The following is a 998-nucleotide window of genomic DNA, read 5'->3' as shown; positions in this document are numbered from 1 at the left end:
ACGGCAAGCCGCGAACCGGTCCACACACCGGGTTCGTCCTCGTGAATGCGCACGGTGCCGACCACTTGCTCATGCATTCCACCAATGCAACTCACCGCCACGAGGAGTTGCGCGCGGTCATCGGTCTCGTCGCGGTCATCGCCGATAAAAATCCCCTGCTCGATGCAGAAGACCGCGCGCCGCAGCTTGTACGCCTCGTCGGCTTCCCATTGCAGCGTGGTCCACTTGATCGTAAAGCTGGCGGGCGTGTAGAGGCGGGCGAGATCCTCGGTATCGGCGAGCATGGTTCAGACCTCGTAGGAAGACAACGACGAACACGCGCCGCATTTTCCGCAACCGGCCTTGATATCGCCGGACCGCATGCCGCCGGCCGATACCATCGCGCCGAGCGGCTGCAGCACCGACTTCATGAACTCGGGGGAAGGCGCCGGATGATCCTCGAGCGGGGTTCCGCTGATCGGCACGAACGGAACCACGAACGGGTACACGCCGATGTCCACCAGTTCGCGCGAGATCGAGAGAATTGCTTCGGCCGTGTCCCCCAGTCCCGCGAGGATGTAGGTGCTGACCTGCCCGCGACCGAACACGGCGACGGCCGCCTTGAACGATTCCATGTAGCGCGAGATGGGGACGCTCGCCTTGCCCGGCATGATCTGCTCGCGCAGGGCGGGCGTGACCACTTCCAGATGCATCCCCAATGTATCGATACCGCTTGCCCGCATGCGCTCGAACCATTTGTCGTCGTCGGGCGGTTCGCATTGCGCCTGGATCGGAAGGTCGACGGCGGCCTTGATTGCAAACGCGCTTTCGCACAGGATCTGCGCGCCACGGTCTTTCGTCGGCGGCGTACCGGTGGTCAGGACCATATGCTTGACACCATCGAGCAGAACAGCGGCACGTGCGACTTCCGCGAGTTGCTCGGGCGTCTTGCGCGCGATCGTCCGGCCTGCCGCAAGAGATTGACCGATTGCGCAGAACTTGCAGGTCTTCTTGCGGCT

General features: G+C 63.3%; 2 protein-coding genes. Both read right to left on the bottom strand.

Features of this window, described 5'->3' with window-relative positions; translation table 11 throughout:
* The coding region (locus tag ACRXB1_RS36730) for an MSMEG_0567/Sll0786 family nitrogen starvation N-acetyltransferase (RefSeq protein WP_449494863.1) at window positions 1-284 on the bottom strand (284 nt) is incomplete at its 3' end.
* 3 nt (window positions 285-287) lie between these two features.
* Window positions 288-998: MSMEG_0568 family radical SAM protein (locus tag ACRXB1_RS36725; protein ID WP_449494862.1), on the bottom strand; the 711-nt coding region annotated here is incomplete at its 5' end.

This window comes from Caballeronia sp. M23-90 (assembly GCF_053574605.1).
Note: the sequence above shows the minus strand (reverse complement) of the source record. Positions and strands in the feature narration are given on the sequence as shown.